At 41.5% G+C, this 20,494-nt stretch carries 23 protein-coding genes and 2 pseudogenes; 15 read left to right on the top strand and 10 right to left on the bottom strand.

Features of this window, described 5'->3' with window-relative positions:
• The first annotated feature begins 35 nt into the window (after positions 1-35).
• From IPJ86_01900 to IPJ86_01885, 4 genes are all read left to right on the top strand, one after another.
• Positions 36-704, top strand: a complete 669-nt coding sequence (locus IPJ86_01900; protein ID MBK7886086.1) for a hypothetical protein — start codon at positions 36-38, stop codon at positions 702-704.
• 290 nt (positions 705-994) lie between these two features.
• A complete protein-coding gene (locus tag IPJ86_01895) occupies positions 995-1,309 on the top strand; it encodes a hypothetical protein (protein MBK7886085.1) in 315 nt (104 codons plus the stop codon).
• Positions 1,310-1,416: 107 nt separating this feature from the next.
• Positions 1,417-1,935 carry a T9SS type A sorting domain-containing protein gene (locus tag IPJ86_01890; GenBank protein MBK7886084.1) on the top strand — a complete coding sequence of 173 codons (519 nt, stop codon included), beginning with the start codon at positions 1,417-1,419 and terminating at the stop codon, positions 1,933-1,935.
• Between the two features lie 172 nt (positions 1,936-2,107).
• A complete protein-coding gene (locus IPJ86_01885; protein MBK7886083.1) occupies positions 2,108-3,115 on the top strand; it encodes a hypothetical protein in 1,008 nt (335 codons plus the stop codon).
• Positions 3,116-3,466: 351 nt separating this feature from the next.
• Here IPJ86_01885 and IPJ86_01880 read toward each other — a convergent pair whose 3' ends face one another.
• From IPJ86_01880 to IPJ86_01865, 4 genes and pseudogenes are all read right to left on the bottom strand, one after another.
• Positions 3,467-3,700, bottom strand: a complete 234-nt coding sequence (locus IPJ86_01880; GenBank protein ID MBK7886082.1) for an energy transducer TonB — start codon at positions 3,698-3,700, stop codon at positions 3,467-3,469.
• A 124-nt stretch (positions 3,701-3,824) separates the two neighbouring features.
• A complete protein-coding gene (locus IPJ86_01875) occupies positions 3,825-3,998 on the bottom strand; it encodes a hypothetical protein (GenBank protein MBK7886081.1) in 174 nt (57 codons plus the stop codon).
• Positions 3,995-4,726, bottom strand: a complete 732-nt coding sequence (locus IPJ86_01870) for a biopolymer transporter ExbD (protein ID MBK7886080.1) — start codon at positions 4,724-4,726, stop codon at positions 3,995-3,997. The genes IPJ86_01875 and IPJ86_01870 overlap by 4 nt, the downstream gene beginning before the upstream one ends.
• A pseudogene (locus IPJ86_01865) lies at positions 4,723-5,340 on the bottom strand (MotA/TolQ/ExbB proton channel family protein). The gene IPJ86_01870 and the pseudogene IPJ86_01865 overlap by 4 nt, the downstream one beginning before the upstream one ends.
• Between IPJ86_01865 and IPJ86_01860 the strand changes: the two are divergent.
• The 6 genes from IPJ86_01860 (at position 5,276) to IPJ86_01835 (ending at position 8,189) form a co-directional block, all read left to right on the top strand.
• Entirely contained in the window at positions 5,276-5,419 is a 144-nt protein-coding gene (locus tag IPJ86_01860; protein MBK7886079.1) for a hypothetical protein, read from the top strand. The pseudogene IPJ86_01865 and the gene IPJ86_01860 sit on opposite strands and share 65 nt — an antisense overlap.
• Before the next feature lie 340 nt (positions 5,420-5,759).
• Entirely contained in the window at positions 5,760-6,044 is a 285-nt protein-coding gene (locus IPJ86_01855) for a hypothetical protein (GenBank protein MBK7886078.1), read from the top strand.
• 155 nt (positions 6,045-6,199) lie between these two features.
• Positions 6,200-6,361, top strand: a complete 162-nt coding sequence (locus tag IPJ86_01850) for an SBBP repeat-containing protein (GenBank protein ID MBK7886077.1) — start codon at positions 6,200-6,202, stop codon at positions 6,359-6,361.
• A 67-nt stretch (positions 6,362-6,428) separates the two neighbouring features.
• Positions 6,429-6,776 carry a hypothetical protein gene (locus tag IPJ86_01845; protein MBK7886076.1) on the top strand — a complete coding sequence of 116 codons (348 nt, stop codon included), beginning with the start codon at positions 6,429-6,431 and terminating at the stop codon, positions 6,774-6,776.
• 82 nt (positions 6,777-6,858) lie between these two features.
• Entirely contained in the window at positions 6,859-7,590 is a 732-nt protein-coding gene (locus tag IPJ86_01840) for a hypothetical protein (protein ID MBK7886075.1), read from the top strand.
• Positions 7,512-8,189: a T9SS type A sorting domain-containing protein gene (locus IPJ86_01835; protein ID MBK7886074.1), complete on the top strand. Its 678-nt coding sequence runs from the start codon at positions 7,512-7,514 to the stop codon at positions 8,187-8,189. The genes IPJ86_01840 and IPJ86_01835 overlap by 79 nt, the downstream gene beginning before the upstream one ends.
• A 241-nt stretch (positions 8,190-8,430) precedes the next feature.
• Here the strand turns inward: IPJ86_01835 and IPJ86_01830 are convergent.
• The 4 genes and pseudogenes from IPJ86_01830 to IPJ86_01815 form a co-directional block, all read right to left on the bottom strand.
• Positions 8,431-8,944 (bottom strand): annotated as a pseudogene (locus IPJ86_01830) (gamma carbonic anhydrase family protein).
• Between the two features lie 123 nt (positions 8,945-9,067).
• A complete protein-coding gene (locus IPJ86_01825; GenBank protein ID MBK7886073.1) occupies positions 9,068-9,562 on the bottom strand; it encodes a GNAT family N-acetyltransferase in 495 nt (164 codons plus the stop codon).
• Between the two features lie 45 nt (positions 9,563-9,607).
• Complete coding sequence (locus tag IPJ86_01820; protein MBK7886072.1) at positions 9,608-9,892, bottom strand: T9SS type A sorting domain-containing protein; 285 nt, start codon at positions 9,890-9,892, stop codon at positions 9,608-9,610.
• 40 nt (positions 9,893-9,932) lie between these two features.
• On the bottom strand, positions 9,933-11,336 hold the full coding sequence (locus tag IPJ86_01815) for a hypothetical protein (GenBank protein ID MBK7886071.1): 1,404 nt from the start codon (positions 11,334-11,336) through the stop codon (positions 9,933-9,935).
• Positions 11,337-11,660: 324 nt separating this feature from the next.
• On the opposite strand from IPJ86_01815, the gene IPJ86_01810 reads away from it, so the two are divergent.
• The 4 genes from IPJ86_01810 to IPJ86_01795 all read left to right on the top strand — a co-directional run bounded on the left by IPJ86_01810 (position 11,661) and on the right by IPJ86_01795 (position 17,562).
• A complete protein-coding gene (locus IPJ86_01810) occupies positions 11,661-12,149 on the top strand; it encodes an SHOCT domain-containing protein (protein ID MBK7886070.1) in 489 nt (162 codons plus the stop codon).
• 17 nt (positions 12,150-12,166) lie between these two features.
• On the top strand, positions 12,167-12,802 hold the full coding sequence (locus tag IPJ86_01805; GenBank protein MBK7886069.1) for a hypothetical protein: 636 nt from the start codon (positions 12,167-12,169) through the stop codon (positions 12,800-12,802).
• A 189-nt stretch (positions 12,803-12,991) separates the two neighbouring features.
• Positions 12,992-16,501, top strand: a complete 3,510-nt coding sequence (locus tag IPJ86_01800) for a hypothetical protein (protein MBK7886068.1) — start codon at positions 12,992-12,994, stop codon at positions 16,499-16,501.
• A gap of 8 nt (positions 16,502-16,509) precedes the next feature.
• A complete protein-coding gene (locus IPJ86_01795) occupies positions 16,510-17,562 on the top strand; it encodes a T9SS type A sorting domain-containing protein (GenBank protein MBK7886067.1) in 1,053 nt (350 codons plus the stop codon).
• A gap of 35 nt (positions 17,563-17,597) precedes the next feature.
• Here IPJ86_01795 and IPJ86_01790 read toward each other — a convergent pair whose 3' ends face one another.
• Together IPJ86_01790 and acs are read right to left on the bottom strand one after the other, a co-directional pair.
• Positions 17,598-17,864, bottom strand: coding sequence for a hypothetical protein (locus IPJ86_01790; protein MBK7886066.1), 267 nt, complete (start codon positions 17,862-17,864; stop codon positions 17,598-17,600).
• Between the two features lie 106 nt (positions 17,865-17,970).
• Positions 17,971-19,866: an acetate--CoA ligase gene (gene acs / locus IPJ86_01785; protein MBK7886065.1), complete on the bottom strand. Its 1,896-nt coding sequence runs from the start codon at positions 19,864-19,866 to the stop codon at positions 17,971-17,973.
• Positions 19,867-19,999: 133 nt separating this feature from the next.
• Here acs and IPJ86_01780 point away from each other — a divergent pair, with 133 nt between their 5' ends.
• Complete coding sequence (locus IPJ86_01780; GenBank protein ID MBK7886064.1) at positions 20,000-20,344, top strand: hypothetical protein; 345 nt, start codon at positions 20,000-20,002, stop codon at positions 20,342-20,344.
• Positions 20,345-20,494: the final 150 nt, after the last annotated feature.

The raw sequence follows: 20,494 nt of genomic DNA, 5'->3' as shown, positions 1-20,494 counted from the left end.
ATATAACTTTGATTAATCACTAAAGTCATTTTTAAATGCGCAATACTCTGCTTCTTATAGTGCTTTATTGCTCCAGTCCAGCGTGGGGTCAAGTAAACCTTGTACCTAATCCGAGTTTTGAGGATACAGTGGTGTGTCCACAGTTTCTTGATCAAATGGATGCTTGCTTAGGATGGTCGTCATATCGAAATTCACCTGATTATTATAATGCTTGCAGTCCAGTTAGTGGTATTACAACACCTAATACTTCATTTGGTTTTCAATATGCAAATTCTGGTTTAGCCTACGTTGGTGTAGCAACATACCGTAAGAATAATTCACCTACTGGAAATAATTATAGAGAATATATTGGTTCCGAATTAACAACACAATTACAAATAGGCACAAAATATTATTTTTCTTTTTTTACGGTTTCAGCAGAAAAGAATCCAATAGGATTTTTTAGTAATAATATTGGATTAAGGTTTTTTACTAACTTTTATTCACTTTTAAATCCTGCACCGTTGGATAATTTCGCTCATATAAAATTAGATTCTTTGTTAACTGATACAGTGAATTGGCTTAAAATAAGTGGTTCATTCATAGCTGATTCAAATTATAACTATATAAGTGTTGGTAATTTTTATGATTCTCAACAAACCGACACTTTAATTTTTAATCCATTTCAGATGCTGCATATTATTTTATTGATGATGTTTGTGTAAGTACAGATTCACTGTACAACGAAACATGGACGGGATTGCAAAATGCAGAACCAAACGAAGTACAAATTTTTCCTAACCCTGTACAGGATTATTTCCAATTTCAATCCATTCATAAAATAGACGAAATTATTTTATATGACAGTAGAGGTAGATGGATAGAAAGTAAAAAGTTTAATTCAACCGAAGGACGAATTAACTTGAGTTCACTGTGAGAGGGAATGTATGTTGCATTATTCAAAAAGAAAAATCCATTTCAGTACATAAATTCTTAAAATTTTAAGAGAGAAAACATGAAGACGTTACTATTATTGATTGCTTTTATTTTCATTAACACTCAAACACGGGCTCAAATAAATTTAGTACCGAATCCGAGTTTTGAGGATACATTGAATTGCGATAGTTTCAGTTATTACCCTAATGTAGGTTTTCCTTGGTTTACTCCAACAAATTGCACACCCGATTATTACTATGGTGCAAGCCCGACTTGTGGAACTTCCGCATTTCAAAACCCTGCTGGTTATCAATTACCTTATGATGGAATTGCTTATATTGGACTTTATGCCACGATGGCACAACAACAAGAGAATATATTTGTATTGAGTTAAATGATACACTATTATTCAATAAAGATTATTTCTTAGAATTTTATGTTTCCCGTGCAAATCAATTTTCTCTTGCTACAGATGATATTGGTGCTCATTTAAGCACTCTATTGCCAATAAATACGGGTTGTTATTATTTACCTTATCTGCCACAGGTTGAAAACCCACAGGGTAATATTATTACAGACAGCCTTAGCTGGACTAGGATTTCAGGAGTCTTTACCGCTCAAGGTGGAGAAAAGTATTTAACCATTGGTAATTTTAAAGATAGCAGCAATACGACAGTTGTAGATGCAGATAATGGAAATGGAGTAAATAATAGCTCATATTATTATATAGATAAAGTTTCGCTTATTCCACTCGACTCTTTACAGGGGATTGCACAACCTTATAATATTTCTCAATTAATAGATGTTTTCCCAACTCTTGCAACTATAGGAAGTTTTATCACAATAATTTTAAAATTAGAGCGTGATGTAGATGCACAAGTTTATTCGATAGATGGAAAGATGAAAAGGAGTTTTAAATTAGCAAATGGAACAAATTCTATAAACACATCCGGTATGAGTCCTGGTTTATATTTTATTGCTTTTAAAATTGAGGATGCGATTGCTTATAAAAAGTATTAATCTTCTAAAACTCAATTAGAGCCCACTTAATTTTAGTGAAGTACTTTATCAATTACTCCAATAATTGGGATAAATCTTAATCATTCTCTGCAGATTTCCTCCCTATTTATCCATTTTCTCGATTATTGAATAGCATTTCATATCGTTTCTTGGGAATTTACATTCCTAATGAGTGGAAAAATTAAATCTTTCTTTATATTTGAGTATTATCTTAATACAAACGCCTATGCGACCTTTGATTATTTTAGTCTTGCTTTTCAATTTGACCCTTGTAGAAGCTCAATTGAATCTAGTGCCTAATCCCAGTTTTGAGGATACTGTTTATTGCCCTGTAAACCTAAGTGGAATGTATGGTGAGCAAATTTATGCCTTGACTGACTGGTTTCCATCGGCAAATTCACCAGATTATTTAAGTTCATGTGCAACAAATCAAACTTCAAATCCAATTAATGGGTTTGGTTTTCAGTATCCGAAATCAGGGATAGGATATGTTGGTTTTTATACAATTACAAATTTTTCTTCATTATCTAATTATCGTGAATATTTAGGAGTTCAGCTAAAACAAAATTTGCAGATTGGTACAAAGTATTATTTTAAAGGATACGTTAGTGCTGCATTTGGAGGACCGCAGGGGATAAAATTTTTTTCCAATAATATTGGTGTGAAACTTTCAACAATCTATTACGAAGCTCAATTCAACATGTTAAATCCATCTAATGTAGCAACCGCTTTTATAGATACAATTGTATCAGATACATCCAATTGGGTGCCATTCCAATTTTCATTTATTGCAGATAGCACATATCAATATTTGTATTTAGGTAATTTTTTTGATGATTTGAACACTGACTCAATTCAAGCATTTGGGACTACAAATGGAATTGGTGCTTACTATTTTATGGATGATTTATGTCTTTCTACCGATTCAAATTATTGTGAAACTTGGACAAGCTTACAAAATATCGAACCCAACGAAGTACAAATCTTTCCAAACCCTGTGCAAGATTATTTTCAATTTCAATCAATTCATAAAATAGAAGAAATTATCATTTATGACAGTAGAGGGAGATTTATAAAAAGCGAGTTGGTTAATTCAACCGAGGGAGAATTTACTTGGGTTCAATTTCAGATGGAATTTATGTTGCATTATTTAAAAAGGAAAATCCATTTCATTGCATAAATTCTTGAAGTTTTAAAATGAAAAAGAAGGACATTACTTTAAAATAACAGGAGCCAATGGTCACAGATCTAGTCCCGTCTCTGCTTTTCCTAACGACATGACAAGCTCTGTTGCTCCCATAAACAAGCCGCTCATTCTAGTGGTTTGTAATTTTAATTCATGTTTTATTTCAACATCCTTTACTCTCTATCATTTGAGAAGTTTTACATCAGACATTCATCCCTTGATGTAAATGATCGATATAAAATGCATCTCACCTATCCCAATGGATTTTCAGCCAGAGCCAAAAACTGGAAGGTAGTTTATACTGAAACTTTCAAATCGAAAATTCTTCTTCCCCCAACCCATCCCTTACCTCAAAATAAAATTGAAAGTAATACTTCCCTTTTGCTCTTCTACTCCTTTTGCACTCGGACTAAATTTTGCTTTCATGGCTGCCTCTTTCGATTTGCGGACAAGGGTGCCGTTAGTGATCGTGCTTCCGCGCGCTGGTCCTTCTGCCCTGAGAACATTGCCGTTTTTATCGACGATAATTTCAATAACAATCTTTCCCTGCTCCTGTGAACGATCTTCCAGTCGCGGCATACTGCGCATATTTCTTCCCGTTAAATCGAAACCAATTCCCTGGCCCGGACCGGTTCCGCCACCGCTTCCGCCACCACTTCCTCCATCAGAGCCCGGACCCGTACCATCTCCAATTCCTCCTCCATCACCTGTTCCTTCTCCACCCGTACCCTTGCCGGACTGTGTTCCCGTAGGGCGCCACCGGTACCTTTTTACCGGGATATAAACTTCGCGGATCTGCTTTTCGTTCTTCTACTTTCGCCAGCTCGGGTTGTTTGATAACAGGAGTAGACGTATTCTTCTTCACTTCTTTCTTCACAATTTTCTCTTCCTTCTTCTCTGTTTTTTCTTGTCCGGCTGTTCGACACTTACTGTTTCTTCAATATCGGATGTCAGCAATTCATCTTCTTCCTCTTTTGTTAAAGCCTGTTCAGACGAGGAGGGTGTTGGAACCGGCGGAACATCATTAAATTCAAGTTCACCAAATTCCACGAAGCTGCCACCGCCACCTCCGCCTGCCAACCCTTCTTCCCAGGGTGGAATAGGAGAGGAAATATAAAACAACATCAGCAAAGCCAGAATAGCCGCATGAATCAGCACAGTTAAAGCAAGCGAACGGTATTGATACGATTTCATTACTGCTGCTGTTGTTTGAGTGAGATTAGTAGCGGCCACCATTTTTATTTTATTCTTGTTGCCAATGTCGAGGAGAAAAACAACTTCTTGCCAGGGTACTGTTTTATCTACTTTCAGTAAGGCGGTAGGATCAACCTGACCTGCTACGGCTGCCATCACGGCTGCTTCAACACCCTCTCGTGGAACGATATCTTTGTTCACCACAAATTGCAAATCAGGTGTCACTGCTATTACGATAGGATGCTTCATACTTTGAATGCCGGTCTTTGAATTCGGGAGCAGCAACTTCAGCACCGAAGGAGTGGCGAGCGTAGAGGTAATCAGGAAGAAGAGCAGCAGCAAGAACATAATATCATTCAGCGAATGACTATATACTTCTGAAGCGGCTTTTTGTCGTCGGCGCAGGTTCATGGCTTAACAGGTTCTTCGAGGAGGTCAATAAATTGAACTGCATTAATCTCCATCTTATTGATAACACGATCCACACGTTGTACCAGATAATGATAACAAGAGTAGGCGATCATTCCCACCAGCAGACCCGATGCAGAGGAGATCATCTTTACATACAATCCACCGGAAATAGTGTCAATCTCCAGACTGTTTTGCAACGAGATCTGATAGAAAATTTTGATTACTCCGAAGATGGTTCCAAGAAAACCAAACATCAGACTATACCAGCTATTGTTCCGAGGAAGCCAAGATTTTTTCCATCGTGAAGACCTCCAGTTTCCCTTGATTCTCTATCGCGGATTCAATTTCGCGAATGGGTTTTTCCCTAAACGCGCCAATCCTTTGTCGATCATCCGTGCTATCGGGTTATCTGTTGCTTTGCAGAGGCTACGTGCCGCCTGAACATTTCCCTGATGCACCTGATCGCGGATCTGATTCATAAAATTTTGATCAAGTCGACTGAACTTCAGTATGACAAATAATCTTTCGAAGAAAATGTAAATGGCGAGTATGCTCAATATCCCAATCGGAATGAGAATGGGACCTCCCTTAACGGCCATTTCAAAAAATGACATACTTTGCTCAACAGGAGCACTTGTAAGCGGAGCAGTGGCAGTTGCGGCAGAATCAGCCAGAGTGCCTGCTCCTGGGTAATCTGAAGTAGTAATGACATAGGATAGTGGAATTAGCTAAGATTAAGAATGTGTAAAGGTAGAATTCCGCTATCTGGGGCTTTTTTTAAGGTGGATGCAATTGCTAACACAACACTGTTAACAAGGATTCAAGGATAAACGTGCCCGGCTTTTAGATTATTGTTTAAGTCCCGGAGCCCGGTTGCTTGCTGATCACCTCTTTAAAAAGGAGTACTTTGTTATTTAAGGGCTCTTACGGTGGCTATAACTTCAATAGCATCGAAGCAGTGAAGGGTGATTGAAGGGAGAAGGTATATCAATAAATCAATTGTACATCTTTAACTTCGCTTAAATTTATTCCAATGAAAAAAATTATATCACTTATTGTCATCCTGCAGTTTCTAGCTAACTTTTCTGTGCAGGCGCAGTCATGTCATAGTGCCACCGGTTTTAAAAACGGCCCCGGTTTCGCGAATTGGGTGCATTGTACCGATGATCATCAGGTGGTGCTTGGCGGAATTTATACCAACCCCTATTTTGCCATGGATGGGGATACCGTCTTTTCACCGCCCGGTGCTGCATTGACAACTTGGGTGGCGTTCCTCGACTCGTCATTTCGAATTGATACGATTGATGAATGGAATTAGTCTCCAAAATAGCGGAGGCTCTTTCACAACCACAACCATTTTTGATATGGTGGTGGATGCACAAAAAATATTTATTATACCGGAAGGCATTCGGATGATACATTGTTAGTGGGCATGGATACCGTGTACAGCGATAATTATGCGGAAGGTTTTTAGTGAGATATGATTCGATGGGTACCGGCACACTTTTAAAAGGTTTTGGTTCAAGAAATATCGGTTCAACATTTACTTTCGATGATCATGGTCGGGCCATTGCAGTCGATGCATCCGGAAATATCTATGTGACGGGAACTTTTGAAGGAGTAGGTTCATCGTGAATACGGATTCGGTGGACAATGGCGTGTATGTAGGTTTGAACAGCTATGCGCAAGCTTTACTTTTTCATTGAACCCGCAAGGACAAACGCGATGGCTGAAGGCCTGCGGAACACCTACGCAGGATGAAAGTCCCATCGGTATTGCAGTAGATTTGAACGGCAATGTTGCTATCACCGGCCAAACGAGTGCAGATAATCAGGTCTTCACGTTTGGATCGTTCACTCATTTATACAAGGATGTTCAGTTCAGTTATCAGGGATTTGTGGCACAGTATGACAGTGTCGGAAATGAACGATGGCTCTATCCGCTGGAAGCATATTATGGAGGAGGTCCGGACGTAGCAGGCTACGATGTGGCCATGGATGAAAATGGAAATACCTATGCGATGGGAGTCGTGAGCCTGGGGGATTTTTAACGGGGATACAATTGAAACACCAAATTATACGAGTTCCTTTCTGGTTAAAATCAATCCGGCAGGACAAGCTTCCTTTGTTCGTTTGGGGAACATCGATACATTTTATCCTTTTCCCGGTCATATCACTTATCGCGAAGGAAAAGTCGTTACTATCGGTCAGGCCTATGCGAATCAGGTGACGTTTGATCATCTCGGATCAGTGGGTTCGACGCATACATTCGTTGCAGTTTATGATACCTTAGGCGTGATTCAATGGTTGCGCGGTGGGATAAGCAATACGGGAGGCGGAGGTGATATTTATTTTTACGGAGTTGATGTAGATCCGCTCGGAAGAGTGCATGTTTCGGGAGGAGCGGGAGATGGAACAGTGACAGTGTATCCCTATGTGTTCAACGCACCTTCTACAGGAGCTTACGTTTTATTCCGATTTGATTCCATTCCGGATAATGGTTTTACGATGAATGTGAATGTGAACGGGAGCGATACAGTAGCTTGCGGTTCGTTTGTGCAGTTGCAGGGAATCGCCAATCCTTCCGGGAGTTTAGTCAAATTTACCTGGTGGGCAGATAACGACACCATTGCTCTTCCCAATTTTGTAGGACCTAACCTTAACGCCACTCCGAGAATGACAACTACCTATATCGCCTCTGCCGTTTACAATGGATGTGTGGTGCTGGATACGGTGGTACTCTATGTCACCAATTTGCCGCTGAATATTGGAACTGATACCATTGTTTGTTCCGGAGATTTAATTCAATTGAATGCAACATCCTATCCCGGAGCGCAATATTCTGGACGCCCGCCAGTGGATTAGACAATGATAGTATTCCTGATCCTGTTTTTACGGGATTACAAACGGTGCAGTTTATATGTCAGTTGAATGTGAGTGGATGTATCAGTACGGATTCAATTCTGCTGCAAGTGATACCGCCGGCACAAGCGGGGTTTTCACTTTCAACCAATCAACTCACAGTAAATTTCGGCAATACTTCTTCCGGTTATACCTCCTTCCTCTGGAATTTCGGAGATGGAAACCTCGACTCTATCAATACGAATCCAACGCATAGCTATGCCAACGATAGTGTTTGGACTATTTGTCTGGTGGTGCGCAACGATTGTTTTACAGATACCATTTGCCAGGTCGTTGATTTAACAGGTGTAGGAATAGGGGAGATGAACAACTCCGGACCACTTCTTATCGGCAACACATCAACGGAATGGATCATCTACCAACAGGAGGATAAGAACTATGATCGCTACGAACTCATCGATATGCAGGGAAAGAAAATTGTAGCTGCTGAAATAGTAAACACCACCACCCTCATATCCAAAGAAAACCTCAGCCCGGGCATCTATCAACTTATTTGCACCAGTCCTCAAACACCGGTATTCAGACTAAAAATAATTAAATAGAAAGAGATTTTCTTCGATACTCAATTAGTTTTTCAACAGAAATTACCGAGGCTTCTTGATTTAAGGTGTCTCGCAGCTCCCAATAGCTATCGGGAGCTGAGTCGCAAGGAATTTTACGAGGCGCTGTAAACTATATTCTAGTGTTTAGTATTATCATGCCCTCAAAAAAGCAAGGAGCCAGCAGCAAGAAGCTAGCAGCAGCAGGCCGGTAGCCGGTAGCTCGCAGCCGGAAGCAAAGTAGTTAATCCTCAAACCACTTCGCATACATCACATAATTATTCGCAATCCCTTCAATCAACTGCTTCGTCTGTTCCGCATTAATGCTCTTTACTTTCTTCGCAGGGACACCGGCATAAATACATCCCTCTTCCACAATCGTATTTTCCGGACCACCGCCCTGCGGCAATGATAGAATGGAATGAACAACAGCATGATCCATCACAATCGCGCCCATTCCTACCAATACATTATCATGTAAAGTGCAACCATGCACAAGAGCATTGTGTCCGATGGAAACATTATTACCGATCACCGTTTTCGCTTTTTTGATAGGTGCAGTGTATTATCGCTCCATCCTGAATATTCACTTTATTGCCGATTGAAATCGTATTGACATCACCCCTCACCACGGCATTAAACCAAACGCTGCAATTATCTCCCATAGTAACTTGTCCGACAACCGTTGCATTTTCAGCAAGGAAGCAGTCGTTGCCGAAGGAGGGATGAATACCGTGTACGGGTTTGATGAGTGCCATAAATTTTTTATTTTCTGTTTTTTTTCTAGGGTTTCATGGGTTTAGCTTTTCGGCAGTGATTTCTATTTGTTTTACAAAATGTTTTCTGCTTCGCTCATTTACATGCTCATTTCTGTGCTCACATCACGCCTCCTGCATCTTTCTGTAAGCTACATACTCTGCTTTCGTAATCGCATGCTGTACGGTTTCTTCACCGAGGGCATCGGAGAATTTTTCGAACTTGAGTCCGCATTTTTCGAGGACCCGTACCGAGGCGAGGTTGGCCACTGCTGATCGTCCGATGATGCGCGCCAGCTTGAGCGTGTTAAAGCCATAGTCAATGCTGGCGCAAGCGGTTTCAGACGCGTAACCTTTTCCCCAGTACTTGCGGAAAAAACGATAGCCGATATCAACTTCCTGTTCGTCTACAAGAAATTTTAATCCGCACCAGCCGAGGATAACTCCGTCTTCTTTTCTTTCCACTACCCATCTTCCCATTCCGTATTTCCGGTATACGTCGTAGTTCTTTAAAAAAGTGGTGGCCTCTTCTACACTTTTGAAGGGCTCATCACCTGTGTATTTTAAAACATCGGGATCCAGATTCAATTCATAGAATACGGATCCATCTTCGAGCTGCATCTCTCTCGCATCCTGCATCGTGTGGTTTCGAAGAGGTAGTTCATGTTACTGTCGGTTAAAACGGTTAGACTCATTGAAGCTATAATCACTGTTGGTGATGCGTATGGTATAAATGCCCCGGCTAAGTTTATCTGCAGGTAAGGTCAGATAAATGATGCCTTCCGCGGCAAGAAAAACAGATTGTTCAACTAATTTCCCGTCAGCACTGAAGATCTCCATCCGAAAGGGTTCTTCACGGTTGTGGCTTACCGAAATGATGCTGTTTTCATTTCCTCCCGGATTGGGGTAGATGCTGACACCGGACGCAGGGGATTCGGGATCAACTCTCATGATTTGCGAAAATTGTGAAAGCCCGGCATTGTCAAAATATTTAAACGATAGTAAGTGCTGGTGTCGAGTGTTTGAGGATCGGTCCGGTATAATTGGCGATTTGACCCAGGTTGCCCGTAGGATTTACATTTCCTGCTGTAGTAAAGAGCAAGGTGTTGGTGGATTTTTCGATATCGAACCGGTCGAGGTTAAATTCATTGGCCGTTGACCATTTTAACAAAGCTTGATTCCCTATGCGCTGTGCAGTAAAACTCAGCAGCTCAAACGCCGGTGGATTTCCACTACGTGTGTACCAGATGGGCGCTGTCCATATTTTATCCCCATCGGCCTCTGTGATCTCAGCAAAATAATAGAATGTTTGTCCGGGAATGATTGAATTTATAAACTGCAGTGAGTCAGAGCCCGGCCCCTGCATGGAAACGATGGAGGAGGCCATGAGCCCGCTTCCCGGAACTCCCACCCATATCCGCAGCCAGGTAATGGACTCTCCATCGGCATCAGAAACATATAATTTGATTTCAGGATTGTCCGGTCCGGAACAAATACTTCCCATGCCAAATCCATTGATCGAAAATTCGACACGTGCATTCCAGTCATCAGAAGCGTAAAAACTTCTTCTTTTAAATGCAGATAACAGACTCTCACGGTTAAGGCTATCCGAAATGACAACAGTTCTCCCGGGATGAGTCCTTCCGAAAACAATGTAATGGTTGTCATGGTCGATTCCGGGTGCCACATGGTACCCTTTTTTAAGAAGATCGAGATAGCGATCAAAGTAATTGTAGGAGGGAAGGCTGCTATATGTAGTGTCTGTCGAGAATGCAGGACCGTTTCTTAGTGCAAGTCCAACGATAGCGGAATCCCAGGTTGCGTTATAAGGCACTTGCAGTAAATTGCCAAAATCTGTATCTTCCATACGCCCCAGATAAGCGAAAGCTGACTTGCCGCGTCGTGCTACTTTGTCAAATAAACCGCCATAGTCCGACTGCCCGTTGAAAATATCATAGTTGCCGTTATCCCATCCAATCAAACTATCGATTCCATGAACAATAACATGACCACCGGTGCTGATGACGCCCCATTCCATTCCATAGAAACTGGTAAACACATTATCCTGATTCACAGAATCGGCCTGTAATACACCTTTATGATAATCGGCTATAGCCATGCCGGCACCACTATGATTATGATCAGAGATTCCCCAGTAATTTACATTCAAAGTGTTTTGTTGGATATATTCAAAGCAGGATTTGACATCGTGATAGTCGGGATCGTTGCCCATATTTCCATCCGAGTACTCAGAGTGCGAATGCAGGCTTCCGTACCAATAGGAGGATTGGGCATTTATTTTTAATGAAAAAACGATCATGGCCAATAAAACCGCCGGTACCCTTAAAGCGGCGGTGAAATGCCGTTGATAACTTAGGGTTTTGGTCGGTGTCATAGTTGGGGAAATGCTGAGGAACAATCGCTTAACGCAAATTGTCAGATTCAAATATATTAAATTACCGGTTGAATTCATTGATAGTTAACAAACTCTATCAAAATTACGATCAATTTTTTAATAAATCTCCGTAGCTTCTTTACTTTTGCCAAACATTTTTGTAGTTTAACCAACTTAAATATGACATTCCCCGGATCCCTATCAAGCATGAAAGTAGTTGTTTATAGCCTCTTAACATGTATTTTCTGCTCGTTAATTTTTTCGGCAGCACCTGTAAGGGCCCAGGATAGTATTCGAAGGCCTGCACAAATAAAGACAGTACCTGTGAAAAATATCGCTCCTGCATTCGACCGCAGAGCACTCTTGATTGATAGTCTGGGTGCGATGATAGTGGAGATGGAATCGCGAGAAGATTCGCTTTATCGTGCTTTAAGTTCGCAAAATGAAAAGATATCAGATGCCAACACAGAGATCGAAGCATTGAAAGCCGGTAATGCAGAATTAAAATTACAGTTGGAAGATGCGCAAGGTGATAACCTTCAATCGTCACATACCAATTCTATTCTTTTTATCTTTAACATTGGTGTAGGTATTTTTCTGCTCATCGGTCTTATCTGGATGTTCATGCGAAAAAAAGGAGATGCTGAATCGGATGAACAACCGGCTCGCAATGATCGTCGAAAAGTTTCCAATGGTGAAGATAATTTCGATCACAAGTTGGATAGAATTCAAAAGCTCGGCAATCTGCGTGATAAGGGATTATTGACAGACGATGAGTTCAATTTGCAAAAGAGACAGATTCTCGGAGAATAATATAAAGAAACAGTAGTATGCGCAGCATCAGCTCACAGTTCAGAAAGGTAACTCCGGTTTTATTGATTTCATGGTTGCTGACAACTCTTGCCTTGCTGCTTGCGATTTTTATCAGTACTGCCAAAGATATCTCGTTAGATTCTTTTACACAGGACCCGAATGCTCAATTTTTTGCTCCGTTTTATATCGGCTTCTTCTCCAATGTCGGAATTATGATTTGGAGTGCTGCAGTGACCATTTGCTTTTATGGTGCATGGCGAATAGATGGAAATGTAAGTGCAAAAACACAACAGTTTCTCCTCTTCAGCGGAATCATTACTTTATTGATGACCCTGGATGATTTGTTCCAGTTGCATGAACTCGTGTTTCCACTCTATTTTAATATTTCAGATAATATGATTTATCTGACTTATCTGAATATCTACCTGATTTATTTTATTCGCTTCAGAAGGCAGTTATTGAATTCTGATTTTATTGCTCTTGTTCTCGCTTTTTTCTTCCTCGGTCTTTCCACTATCATTGATATTTTACCCTTGCCTATCTCGAAGGATACATTTTTAGAAGATGCCATGAAGCTGTTAGGCACAGTTTCCTGGTTGATTTATTTTACACGTACAGCGAATGAATTGCTTGAAGTGAAAACATCAGCTTGATTTCTACAGCATAACATCCGGGAAATTTTAAATGTTTATTTTTTTGCGTTGTGAACGATTTCACTAAAGAAATGTGTTCGCTTTTTTGAGGTCAGGTGGACTTCGATTCGCGAATTGCTGAGTACTTACTGAAACATCTCCATGCCCTTATCGTATACTTTTTGATTTTTTAAACAATCAGAAATTAGTATGGAAAGAGCTAAAACTAAAGTTAAAAGGTTGAAAATCAAACAACAACAAAGGACTAAACTCGTGCAACGCTATCTGATTGCAGGAGGTATTTTCTCTGTTTTTGCCTTTGTTGCAGGATTGATTTATTGGAATTTGGGTGTCAATACCACCGCTGTTGCCGGAATCAGTTATACCTGGAATGGCTCTTCTGATAGTTTATGGTCCAACTCAAACAACTGGACGCCTTCGGGATTGCCTACAATTAATGATCAAATCACGATCCCTTCCTCCTTGAGCAGATATCCTGTTTTAGACAATGCCGTAAATACATCAGATATAACAATGAATTCCGGTTCACAGTTAGATATGAATGGATTTTCATTGACATTAGCAGGTAGTTTTGTGATGAATACGACTTCCACTTTAGAACTAAGAGGAGGAAACCTGGTTGTTAATGGAAACGCAACGTTCAACGGTGGCACTATTGCCACTTCAACCGGTACTGGCAACATGGTGACCAATGGCAGTTCCACCGTATTCGGAAGCGGTTCAGCCGGACCGACTATTCATACGGATATTGAAGTGAATTCAGGAATTGTGACTGTAAGAAATACTACATTTAATGGGATCACCCGGTTGACTAAAACAGGTGCAAGCAATGATGTTGCTTCAGGGAATAATACTTTCAATGATTCCACTTTTATTACCAATTCAGGAACGGGGTACTTGATTTTTTCGAATTCTACCCGCGATATTTATAATGCTCCTTTAACTTTAAATAGCACGGGCGCCGGAGTCCTCTACATCGCCTATAATGGAACAAATACACAGTTTAATGAGAATCTGATTTTTAACAGTACCGGGGGAGGAATTAGAATTGGAGGAAGCAATGGTACGTCCATACTGGCAGCAGATAAACAATTAACTATTGGCAATACCGGGTTTTCCGGCGGAACACTTCAATTATCACGTATGTCCATAGCCGGTAGTTCAGATCAGTCACTTACATTAAACGGAAGTGCTGTTTTAACATTGGGACCTGCAACTACTTTTCCATCTGATTTTATAGCGGTAAGTCCGGGCGTTAGTCTGAACGGGGTTGTGTTTAATGGCGATGTAAATATCACTAAGAACGGAGCTGCCAACACGCACGGTTCAGGGAATAATACCTACAATGGTACCACCGTGATAACCAACGAGGGAACAGGATTCATGTCTTTTTCCAATTCTACCCGAGATATTTTCAATGGAGAAGTGACATTTAACAGTACTGGTACCGGAGTCCTTTATGTCGCACATAACGGTGTCAATACTCAGTTCAATGATCATGTGAATGTAAGTAGTACTTCTACAGGAAGCATTCGTTTTGGTAATGCTGCAGGTACTTCAATGCTGGCAGCGGGTAAATCCATCAGAGTAGGTGGGGCGGGATTTGAAAGCGGAAGTTTACAATTGGGCGGTATTGCTTTTCCGGCCGGAAACTTTGATTTAAGTTTGGGTAATGCGGTTACGCTTACACTAGGACCTTCTACCTCCTTTGCAGATGATGTAACTGTAACAAGTGGTGGAATGTGTTTATCCGGTTGTACTTTCAACGGGAAGTTAACAGCAGTAAAGACAGGAAGCTCGAATGATAATGGCAGTGGCAATACTACCTACAATGATTCCGTACACGTGATTAACAATGGCACAGGCTATATGGTCATGTCGAATAGTACAAGAGATATTTTTAATGCTCCGGCTACTTTTAGCAGTAATGGTACAGGTACCATTTATGTGGCGCATAAGGGAACGAATACACTCTTTAACGAAAATGTTTTCCTCAACAGCTCAGGTGGTGGAGGTGGAGTTCGAATCAGCACAGGCAATGGAACGGCTATTTTGGCAGATGGAAAATCCATATTAGCAGGGAATGCAGGTTTTGTGAGCGGAGATCTGATGTTAGGTGCTGTAACCATGTCAGCAACAATTCCTCAAACTATTTCTACCGGACCAAATGCTACTGTAACCATTGGTCCGGCAGCTCAGATGGCTTGTCCTTTAAATGTGGAAGCCGGAGGAGTGTGTATGAACGGTGGTACATTTGGTGGAAAAGTGAGTTTGTTAAAAACAGGGGCAGGAAATAATACCGGAAACGGAAATAACGTTTTTAGCGATTCTCTTTCTATCGTGAATAATGGTACGGGCTATATGGTTTTTTCTAATTCAGTGAGAGATATTTATAATGGAGTTCTTTCAGCAACGACAAATTCAAGTGGAATAATTTATTTAGCACACAGAGGCACTAATACAGAGTTTAATGAAAATATTATAGTTTCCTCTACAAGTAACGGAAGCATACGGTTTGGTGCGAGCACAGGTACATCTTCGTTGGCCACAGGTAAAACATTTATTGTGGGAACATCGGGCTTCAATTCCGGTTCATTAAACCTTTCCCGCTTCACACAGACGGGTGCCAACCCTCTTTCCTTTACACTGGGGACAGGGGCCATACTTAATCTGGGACCTGCTTTGGTTTTGAATGGAGATGTTTCCATAAACAGTGGAGGTATCTGTTTTAATGGTGCGACTTTTAATGGAACAATTTCTGTCACTAAAACCGGGGCAGCAAACGATGCCGGTAATGGGAATAATATTTTTAATGCTTCTTCTTCTTTTATGAATTCCGGAACCGGATATCTCTTGTTGGCGAATTCCACCAGAGATGTTTTTAATGATGTCGTTGAATTTACCAACGCAGGATCAGGATTAATTCATGTGGGATACAATGGAGGTGTAACCGAGTTCAACGCGGATCTGATTCTAAATAGTACAGGCTCAGCAGGCATCCGTTTCGGCGGTGGCAATGGTTCCTCTCAACTGGCAGATGGGAAAAGGATATTAATCGGAGCAGGGAATTATACGGGAGGTGAGTTGAATTTGAGAAGATTTACTCAAGTAGGAAATACTCCTCAATCACTCGCCATGACGAGCGGAACGGCGGCGCTGTATTTAAGTTTAAATTCAACTTTTAATGGAGCGGTTGACTTCAGTTTTCCTCAAGTGTATTTGCACGGTGCAGTTTTTAATTCAACAGCCCGTGTCGAAAAGAACGGCGCTGGAGGAAATACTTCAAATGGTGGAAATATTTTTAATCAGCACGTCATCATTAAAAATAGTGGAACCGGTAGTTTCGTATTGGCAAATTCTAATCCCGATGACTTTAACAGCAATGCCTCTTTTATTCAAACAGGTGCCGGTGTTTTATCACCTGCAAGTAATAGTATCTGTACATTTGGCGGTGATATTTTAACCGACAGTTCAACTACGGCTATTACTTTTGCTAATTCAGGTGCCGGTTTTGTTACACTGAATGGAAACACAACGCAACAAATAAGAGGTCATCTCTTGTTCCCTCCTGTTATACGTCGCATGATAGTGGATAAACCCGGTGGTGATGTGCGTTTAAATGTACCCGTTACCGTGAGTCATTCTCTGAACCTGACTTCCGGAATTGTTTACTCAATGCCGCTAATCTTTTTACGCTAGGTTCATCCGTGGCAACAGTAACAAATGTTTCCAATACCAGTTATGTAGAAGGTCCGGTGAGAAAAATCGGAAATGCAGCCTTCACTTTTCCGGTGGGTGCGAATGGTGTGTATCGTCCGATCGGAATGACGGCGCCTTCATCATCAACAGAGCAATACACCGCGGAGTACTTTAAAGCAAATCCTGATTCCATTTATCCTGTGAATAACCGGGAGTCTTCACTCTACAATGTTAGCCGTTGTGAGTACTGGGCATTTCAACGCAACCTGGGAAGTTCAAATGTGAGAATATCTCTTTCCTGGCAGAGTCCGGTCAGTTGTGGTATTTCTGCCATCGGTGATTTAAGAGTAGCGCGATGGGATGTGCTTGCTTCGCGTTGGAATGACCTGGGGAATGCATCGGTTTCCGGAGATGTTTCTACGGGAACGCTGCAATCCAATCTTCCCGGAACACCATACGGTATTTTTGCGCTTGGAACAAGCAGTGCAGCGAATTCTCTTCCTATTGAGTTAATCAGTTTCAGTGCTGAGAGGGAAGGAAGTACAGCCGTAGTAAAGTGGGCTACACAAACGGAAAAGAACAATGATTATTTTACCATTGAACGCAGTGGTGATGGAGGAGAGTTTACATCTCTTGGCACTGTGAACGGCTCCGGAAATACCGTTACCCGAAAAGACTATAGTTTTATCGATCAATCTCCATTGGAAGGTCGCTCGTATTACCGTTTAAAGCAAACGGACTATAACGGTGAAAATGAAACTTTCAGAGCCGTATTGCTCGATTTTGGCAAGTCCGATAAATCGTTTTCCATGACTTCTGTCGGACCCAACCCTTTCATCAATGAACTACAGGTTAATTTCAGCAGTGATATAGAAGGTGTGGCCGAGTTCATGCTCTACAATGTACAGGGAACAGTTTCCTTCCGGGAGAGTATGGATGTTTCACGCGGATCAAATTCGGTCAACCTGAGTATCCTCAATGATCTTCCTCCCGGTATTTATTTCCTGAAACTCATTTCAGGAGATAATACTACGGAGCCGGTGAAGTTGGTGAGGAAGTGATAAATAGAGAATATGATTTATTATCTCCGAAGAAATTATTTGGTATCAGCATCTTTATCCAATTCCGGAGTCGCCATAACCCGCGATACGAAATGAATAGTTCCCTTTCCTTTCAATTTGCTGTTCGCCCAAAGTATTCCTGTAATTAAACCTGCCAGACTAATCGCTACCGCAGCTATGATTCCGTTTTGATCCGGATAGATCAGGTAAACGATAGCGCCAATGATGAATCCGGCAAGTAAGGGAGAGATGAGGATACGAATCCATCCAATGAGTTCAAATATTTTGTCTCCTTTGTTCATGTTTTGCAGGATTAATATTTTCCGGATAAGAATATTTCATTTAATTAATCAAATATACATGAAGCGCAATCAATGTCAATATTGAATGAATACAATTGCTTAGCATCTACACCACTCCCTCCTTAATACTTTCCACCACCGCAGGGTCGAGCAGGGTAGAGGTGTCGCCGAGATGGGTCAGTTCTCCCTCTGCTATTTTTCGGAGTATCCTGCGCATGATTTTTCCGGATCTGGTTTTCGGCAGCCCGGTGACAAACTGAATTTTGTCTGGCTTGGCGATGGGTCCGATGACTTTATTGACTATCTCCAGAATCTCCCGCTTACGTTGATCAGCATGTTCCGGAAGATGATCGCAGATCACATACGCGTAAATTCCCTGTCCCTTGATGGCATGCGGATATCCGACCACTGCCGATTCAATAACATGTGGATGTTCGTTGATGGCATTCTCCACTTCTGCTGTACCAAGTCGATGTCCGGAGACATTCATCACATCATCTACTCTGCCAATGATGCGATAATTCCCTTCATGGTCGCGGCGACTTCCATCTCCGGTAAAATAAAGGTTTTTAAATGTCGCGAAATAGTTAAGTCGACAACGCTCATGATCTCCATAAGTAGTGCGCAACATTCCGGGCCATGGAAATTTGATACAAAGATTTCCTTCCTGATTAATCCCTTGCAATTCCTTGCCTTCATGATCAACCAGGACAGGTTGAACACCGGGTAAAGGTAGAGTAGCATACGTTGGTTTTGCAGGAGTAATATGCGCCAACGGAGAGATGAGGATGCCGCCCGTTTCTGTTTGCCACCATGTATCGATCACCGAACAATTGCCTTTGCCGATATTGTCATAATACCATTGCCATGCTTCTTCGTTGATGGGCTCTCCCACCGAACCAAGCGTTTTAAGTGAGGCTAACGAATAGGGATATACGAACTCATCTCCATAAGCCATCAGCGAACGGAGAGCAGTAGGAGCGGTATAAAAAATATTGACCTTGTATTTATCAATGATCTGCCAGAAACGTCCGGCATCGGGCCATGTCGGTATACCTTCGAACATTAAAGTGGTGGCACCTTCCAGTAAGGGACCGTAAACAATATAACTATGTCCGGTAATCCATCCCACATCAGCCGTGCACCAGTATAAGTCTCCCTGCTGATACTGAAATACATTTTTAAAAGTGTATGCTGTCCAGACCATATACCCTGCGGTAGTATGTACAACGCCCTTGGGTTTTCCTGTTGAACCGGAGGTATATAAAATAAATAGCATGTCTTCCGCATCCATCGGCACCGGATCGCATACTTCACTGCAATTTTTAATAGCTTCATGCCACCATTGATCCCGCCCTTCTTTCCACTGACATTCCTGTAATGTATGTCGCAATACGATTACCGTTTCTATCGTCGGACATGTCTCCAATGCTTCATCAACAATTTCTTTCAATCCAATCGATTTCGCTCCTCTGAATGCACCATCTGCAGTAATCACCATTTTACATCCGGAATCATTGATGCGATCGGATAAGGATTGTGCGGAAAATCCCGCAAACACCACTGAATGTACAGCACCGATTCTCGCGCAAGCCAGCATAGCTATCGCCGCCTCAGGTACCATCGGCATATAAATACAAACACGATCACCTTTTGTAATTCCGGCTGACAAAAGCATATTGGCTGTTTTGCAAACTTCTGCATACAACTGACGATACGTCAAATGACGATTATGTTTTTCAGGATTATTAGGTTCCCATTGAATAGCAATCTGATCTCCTCTTGTTTCGAGATGGCGGTCGAGGCAATTCACCGTGATATTCAATTGGGCGCCCTTGAACCATTTCACGTCGAAAGTATCAAAGTTCCACTCCAGCACTTGATCCCAGGGCTTCATCCATTGAAATTCTTCTGCAATTTCTGCCCAGAATTTTTCAGGATCTCGTATGCTTCTATCATAGGCATCTTTGTATTCTTCAACGGTTCGGATGTGTGATTTCATAGGCTGATTCTGTTGTTTCAAAATTACACTTCTTGCCGGATATTTTCATCGCCGGAACCATTCTTTTGTGGTTGTAAGATTATTCGGAAAAATGTTCTTTTTTTGGCAGTATCGGCTATAACTTTCCAGGGTGATGCGTGTGATTCGGTTGATGTTTCTCTTACTCTGTTTCTCGCTCTGCTCTGCGCGGCTGGATGCAGGCAATGAGTTGATTTTAAGAATAAGGCACCTGAACGAAGCCACTGTAAAGAGTGTTCAACATCATCTCAAACGGCTGAAGGGCGTGGAATTTTGGGGGTATCATGTCGAATCTTCCTGTTTGCTGATCACCTTTGATGCGAAAGAAATACAGGAAAAGGAAGTTATTTTTAATGTTGCCGCCCTCCTGGATCAAACGACAAGTGTGATACCCTTGAAGGGCTATAAAATATTTGATATTCTGGATGGAAAATATATAGCGCAGGAAGAGGAGGATTGATCCGCTTGGAGGTATAATTCAATACTGATCTCTTAGCTTCAGACGGAAAAGAATGTCATTCAAAGCGCAAGCTCTCTGTGAAGCCCTTGGACATCGAAGCTTTAGCGAAGTTGTCTCCGTGTCACCTCTGTTTCCTCCGTGTTAAAATCC

Source organism: Bacteroidota bacterium (assembly GCA_016713925.1).
Classification (GTDB): Bacteria; Bacteroidota; Bacteroidia; order AKYH767-A; family OLB10; genus JAJTFW01.
Note: the sequence above shows the minus strand (reverse complement) of the source record. Positions and strands in the feature narration are given on the sequence as shown.

Coding starts and splice junctions, on each gene's coding strand:
- IPJ86_01900 (MBK7886086.1), top strand. CDS start 36: ATGCGCAATACTCTGCTTCTTATAGTGCTTTATTGCTCCAGTCCAGCG.
- IPJ86_01895 (MBK7886085.1), top strand. CDS start 995: ATGAAGACGTTACTATTATTGATTGCTTTTATTTTCATTAACACTCAA.
- IPJ86_01880 (MBK7886082.1), bottom strand. CDS start 3,700: ATGCCGCGACTGGAAGATCGTTCACAGGAGCAGGGAAAGATTGTTATT.
- IPJ86_01870 (MBK7886080.1), bottom strand. CDS start 4,726: ATGAACCTGCGCCGACGACAAAAAGCCGCTTCAGAAGTATATAGTCAT.
- IPJ86_01860 (MBK7886079.1), top strand. CDS start 5,276: ATGCTCAATATCCCAATCGGAATGAGAATGGGACCTCCCTTAACGGCC.
- IPJ86_01855 (MBK7886078.1), top strand. CDS start 5,760: ATGAAAAAAATTATATCACTTATTGTCATCCTGCAGTTTCTAGCTAAC.
- IPJ86_01825 (MBK7886073.1), bottom strand. CDS start 9,562: ATGCAGCTCGAAGATGGATCCGTATTCTATGAATTGAATCTGGATCCC.
- IPJ86_01820 (MBK7886072.1), bottom strand. CDS start 9,892: ATGAGAGTTGATCCCGAATCCCCTGCGTCCGGTGTCAGCATCTACCCC.
- IPJ86_01815 (MBK7886071.1), bottom strand. CDS start 11,336: ATGACACCGACCAAAACCCTAAGTTATCAACGGCATTTCACCGCCGCT.
- IPJ86_01805 (MBK7886069.1), top strand. CDS start 12,167: ATGCGCAGCATCAGCTCACAGTTCAGAAAGGTAACTCCGGTTTTATTG.
- IPJ86_01800 (MBK7886068.1), top strand. CDS start 12,992: ATGGAAAGAGCTAAAACTAAAGTTAAAAGGTTGAAAATCAAACAACAA.
- IPJ86_01790 (MBK7886066.1), bottom strand. CDS start 17,864: ATGAACAAAGGAGACAAAATATTTGAACTCATTGGATGGATTCGTATC.
- acs (MBK7886065.1), bottom strand. CDS start 19,866: ATGAAATCACACATCCGAACCGTTGAAGAATACAAAGATGCCTATGAT.
- IPJ86_01780 (MBK7886064.1), top strand. CDS start 20,000: ATGCGTGTGATTCGGTTGATGTTTCTCTTACTCTGTTTCTCGCTCTGC.